This is a genomic window from Aliikangiella maris (assembly GCF_040719265.1).
Taxonomy (GTDB): Bacteria; Pseudomonadota; Gammaproteobacteria; order Enterobacterales; family Kangiellaceae; genus Aliikangiella; species Aliikangiella maris.
In genome coordinates, this window is sequence record NZ_JBFDAH010000059.1 from 1 (window position 1) to 4,870 (window position 4,870).

The window sequence follows — 4,870 nt, forward strand, 5'->3', positions numbered from 1 at the left end:
TTGACGGCCTCGGCCGCGATTCATCACATGGTGAAATGCGCCTTTATATTCTATTCGAGTGGGTCTTGGCATGACAATAATATAGCTTAGATTTTATATATTGCAAAATAGAATTGACCCCTTATCTCTTATCTTCTTATTTCTCTTATTTCCTAAGTTTTTCCAGTACTTGTCAGCTTTCATTCAATAACATTCTTCACATGCAATAATCGCGACTGTTTTCTACTTAATATTATTATCAAACATTACCGAAGGAGAATTAACAACGACACATCCCTGAATTCCTTCCATCTTTAAAACTCCTTCTTTAAACTTTGTATGTTCCTGTGTAGAGCATGTATGATCCCATAGAAAGCAAATCAACTGGCAGTTTTTATATTTTGGATCAGATCTATATAAAGATATGTCTTCGCCAATTTCTCCAATAAACTGTGAAAAAGATTTATTACTATTTTTTCGGTATTTAACTTCAATAATCGTATGTACAGATGGAAGGTACAGATCTACTCTTGGGTTCTTTTGCCCAACTGACTCTAAGTTTTCCTCGTCAGATATGTCTTCAAAAATTGGAGCAAGCATTACATACAATAAATTTTGGACATGATATTCGTTGTCAATATGCCATTTACGTGGCTCAGCTCCCTTGGTTCTAGCTTTTTCCTCCCATGTCCATCGCTTTAAACCTGTCGGAATTCCTTCAAGGAAATTTATAATATCGTTCACACTCCAAGCGTTTGGTGGAACTATAGACATTTCAGAATTTATTTGGTCAAAAACATAAACACAGAGCGCTAACTCTATAGGTGTTAAATCCGCAGAATAAAGTCCTTTAAAATCATCAAGAAATTGTTTTACATATTTCTTTTTAGTAACATAATCTTCAATAACATTTATGTTTTTATAATTTAAATAAAGAGCAATACAAGGAGAAGATAAAAAACTTTCTTCACCATTTATATATTTAGCGATACTTAATTCATAATTATCTAATCTTTTACTGGCGATTCTTTCTGGCAAGAAATCGTCTATCCAATTAACAAATAGCTTTCTTATGTTCTCATCATCTATAATATCAGCAGCGAATTTGATTCCAAGAACCCCCCAAATATCAGAAACCCAAGGGCGAGGTACGCCATCTATTTTCGATGCCTGTCCTAATAGCCTCAAATACTCTTCCTTAGAAGCTTTGAGGCAACAAGGCTTATAACCTGAAATAGAACATTTCTGATACACTGATAAGGAACATTCATCGAAAGTAAACACATCCTCAGAAACAAAGCCTAATGACATTAAAAAGGCAAGCTTAAGCGGGTCACCCTCTGAATTATTGATAGCTTTTTCAAGAAGCCTATCTCTCAATTCATAAATATTATGCCCCACTAAAGAAACCACTGTGTTTGTCCTATTTTTCCTATCATGACTGAACCATTCCATCCTGGTAGTTTGTTTAACCAACCTAGATTCTTAGCAATAAGATCAGAATAGCTTATAGTTACCGGCATCGGGCTTGGAAAATAACTACGCCACGAATGTGAAGAGAAATTGAATAATTGAGTACTCAAATATTTAATATCTTTAAACGTTGAATCTCTATGTACATTCAATATTAAACCTTGAGGATGACCATCTGAAGCCTGCTTTAATTGATCTTTCCCAATAAGATAAGCAAGCACCTCATAATCTGATAATTTTAGGTATTTCCCTCTTGGAGGAGCATATTTACCTTTCCGTTCAGAAGAACTAGCAGAATCAAACATATGAAGTCCATGAAACTCGGAGATTTTCAGGAAAGCATACTCAACGTTATAATCAGAATACCTATCAATAACTGCCCTAACTGCCCTTATTTCTTCCTTATTAAAAACTTTGACTGAAGCATGAAAGACAATTCGTATAGTATCACCTTTGAGCCAATTCATCCGACTCTGAATTTTCTCAATCGTATCACTCAGTACAGTAGTTAAAGCATCACAATATTCTTCAGGAGATGCGACTTTCGATGTATTAGAAACAAGATAACTCCCATCACCTGAAAAAACAGTAGTTATTCCCATTACTCTTCTAGAGCCAGAAAATCGATCATCTTGTAAGGTTGCACTACCTATGCCGATAACCAATTCATGAGATAAAGTAGGAGAAGATTTAAGTAACCAGGGTACTCCTCCCATTTTTGCATAGGAAGCAAGAGCCATATTATTAAGAGAATACCCTAGGGAATTATCATTTTGTAACAAAAGCTCCATGGTAAAATCTTGGACTGGTATTTGATGGAGGAAAAAAATATTTTTGCCAACATAATAAGGATTGCTATCGACACTTAAGGACTTGAAAGATTCGCGAACTTGTACAATCGCAAGATCCCATTTTTCATTATCTTGAGCCTTTTTTTGGATAGCTCGTTCTATCGCGTTCTTATATGAATCAACGCTTTCATCTTTAGTGGTAAAAACCTCTACCCTACTTGTTCCAAGACTAAATTTACCTTCAAGCCCTCCGCTAAAATACTTATGCTGGTGAATGCCTTTTACGAACTTTCGGACAAACTGTTCAACTTGGCCTTTATTTTGCTCAAGGCAAATAACGCAAATCGAAGGGTCGTTTCTGTCAAATGTACGTTTCGTATACGGACCAAATCTGGTAAATCCTCTTTCCGCCCAATCAGCCTCACCTCCATCGTTAAAAACGAATACAGGTTTATCAAATTGAGCGCACTTTCTCCCAATATTAGGAGAAACCTCGATATTGACTAGATCATTACTGATTAAATGTACGCCTTTTGATTTTAGGAACTCAAAGAGCTTAATTATTTTTTTTCTCTTATTTTCTCCTGAGTTGAAAGATGAAATCGTTACTCTTATTTTTTCAGCGATTGAATCAAACTGTCTTGGGTTTGAAAACTTCAAGTAGTCATCAAAATTTTTCCTGCTGGCCTCAAGATAAACTTCACTTGCACGAACTTCTTGTACTTCATTACCATCAGAGTAAAATATTGTCTTATTCTCTACGCGCTCAATAACGCCAATAATTTTTCTGTATCCGTCATCATTTTCCTTAGCAATAAACCTTCTATGTAAATCAAAGCCATTTTCAATGAAGAACTCACAATTCTTTGTAACTACAGTCTTTGTCGAGCAATCTATTATTAAATTTGGAACTCCGTAAATTATTCGTGTATCTAGCTTATACCTAGCAAATATTGAAAATGGATAGTCTGATCTGATTATACTTTTAAGAATATTGTCATCTGGCCGAGTGCTGAGCAACTCAATGGGCTTGAAACCCAGAGGTTTTCGCCCCAACCCTCTTAAATACCGAAGCAACCCGTCCTTAAACAAAAAGCACAATACATTGTAATTTTCTTTTAAATCAACTGATTTCAGTCTCCCCGATACGGGATACGATCCATCTGAAGAAAATATGAGAATGCTGTTTTTCTGCCTATAAAAGGTATGGGTAGTTCTGTATTGCTCTCGCAGTTCTTCTAGTTCCCTTGCATCGAAAGGTATTTCACACACATCAACTCTTCCTTCAGGAATTGTTATTGGAAATGCATTAAGATTTATAGTCAAATGGTACTCCTTAAATTTAACAGCAATTATTCCTAATTTGGTGCGTTTTTTCTATTTATTCAATGTCCGCTAAGGGTCGGTAACGGACATTTATAGATCTAGTAACTGTATACACGATCACAATTTTATTTAGAAGAGTTTACAAGAAAAACAACTAAAAATAACTCTTAAAGAGATTTAATATCCAAGGACATTCTTGGTCGACATCCACTGGCGAAACAGTGGTCAAAATCCAACAATTGAAATGTTGGTCATGATTAAACTGTGACCAGTTTACTGTATCCAAACGGCGGACGGTTGGTGCATGGTTCAGTCCAGATGGAGAGGTCAAATCTCCAAGTTCTGGTCGTGGGTTCCAAGGGGCACTGAAAGCCCTTTGGTCGATGGGGATGCAATGGGGAGAGCGACAATCTCGCCCTTGCTCATGGGATTGTTAAGGGTAGCTCGAAGGCTCCCTTGACTGCTGATGCATTGAGGTTCGATACCGAGAATGCATCACATAACACTTAATGAAAATCCGGTGGAAGCCGGAGTTGAATTTAGTGTGTCCCCTGGTGATAAAACGCGCGGGGGAACGCGCTTTTCAAGATTGCGGCTGGATTATATGTAATACAGCCGACATCTTGCAGTAATCGTAAGGTGGGTTTCGGGAAAACCAATAGCGGGACTATATTGCACATGCGAATACAAGATGTCGATAGTGCAGATGCGATTACGGGGTCACTGGACATTGCCACACTGACAAAGTTTAGGAATATTTACCCTGCCCTTTCCGCGTATAGATGATGCTCTGTGAGCATCAAGATTTTGATAAAAAATCTCATGGCATAGATAGATTTTTAAACACATCGAAATATCCATATATACACAACAAAAACCCGAACATCTGTCACAAAATTGATGCAGCCTATTGGATAAAATCCAGCTCTTTCTTCGCATAAACCAAGGAGAGCGAGAACGATGCAATTGACGCACCGTGATGCCGAAAACCGCTATACGAGCATTCGGCAAGCCGTACTGGATGAGGTGAATAAAGACCTTGCCCATAGCAAACAGGGAAAGCTCAAGGCAACACTCATTAATCAATCCGCATTAACGCAGGCCGATAAGTGGAGTTACTCCCCCAATCGCCGCGTGGATTGGGAATGGTTCAAGGGATATGCCTCGTTCAAATTCCGGCATCCCAAACGATGTAATTGCTCAAAAAGCGGGGGCATTTAGACTTTACGGTGAGTTTACTATGAATTCACATAGTTGAGGTATTTTTCCTAACTTTTTTATACGATCTTCTAAGTAATGCC

The 4,870-nt window shown here is 37.5% G+C and carries 3 protein-coding genes; 1 reads left to right on the top strand and 2 read right to left on the bottom strand.

What is annotated here, in order from left to right; all coding sequences use genetic code 11:
- Nucleotides 1-222 precede the first annotated feature (222 nt).
- Nucleotides 223-1,392, bottom strand: coding sequence for a PD-(D/E)XK nuclease domain-containing protein (locus tag ABVT42_RS21580; RefSeq protein ID WP_353897992.1), 1,170 nt, complete (start codon nt 1,390-1,392; stop codon nt 223-225).
- Nucleotides 1,380-3,569, bottom strand: coding sequence for an argonaute/piwi family protein (locus ABVT42_RS21585; protein ID WP_353897991.1), 2,190 nt, complete (start codon nt 3,567-3,569; stop codon nt 1,380-1,382). The genes ABVT42_RS21580 and ABVT42_RS21585 overlap by 13 nt, the downstream gene beginning before the upstream one ends.
- A gap of 960 nt (nt 3,570-4,529) precedes the next feature.
- Between ABVT42_RS21585 and ABVT42_RS21590 the strand changes: the two genes are divergently transcribed.
- Complete coding sequence (locus tag ABVT42_RS21590) at nt 4,530-4,790, top strand: hypothetical protein (RefSeq protein ID WP_353897990.1); 261 nt, start codon at nt 4,530-4,532, stop codon at nt 4,788-4,790.
- Nucleotides 4,791-4,870 lie beyond the last annotated feature (80 nt).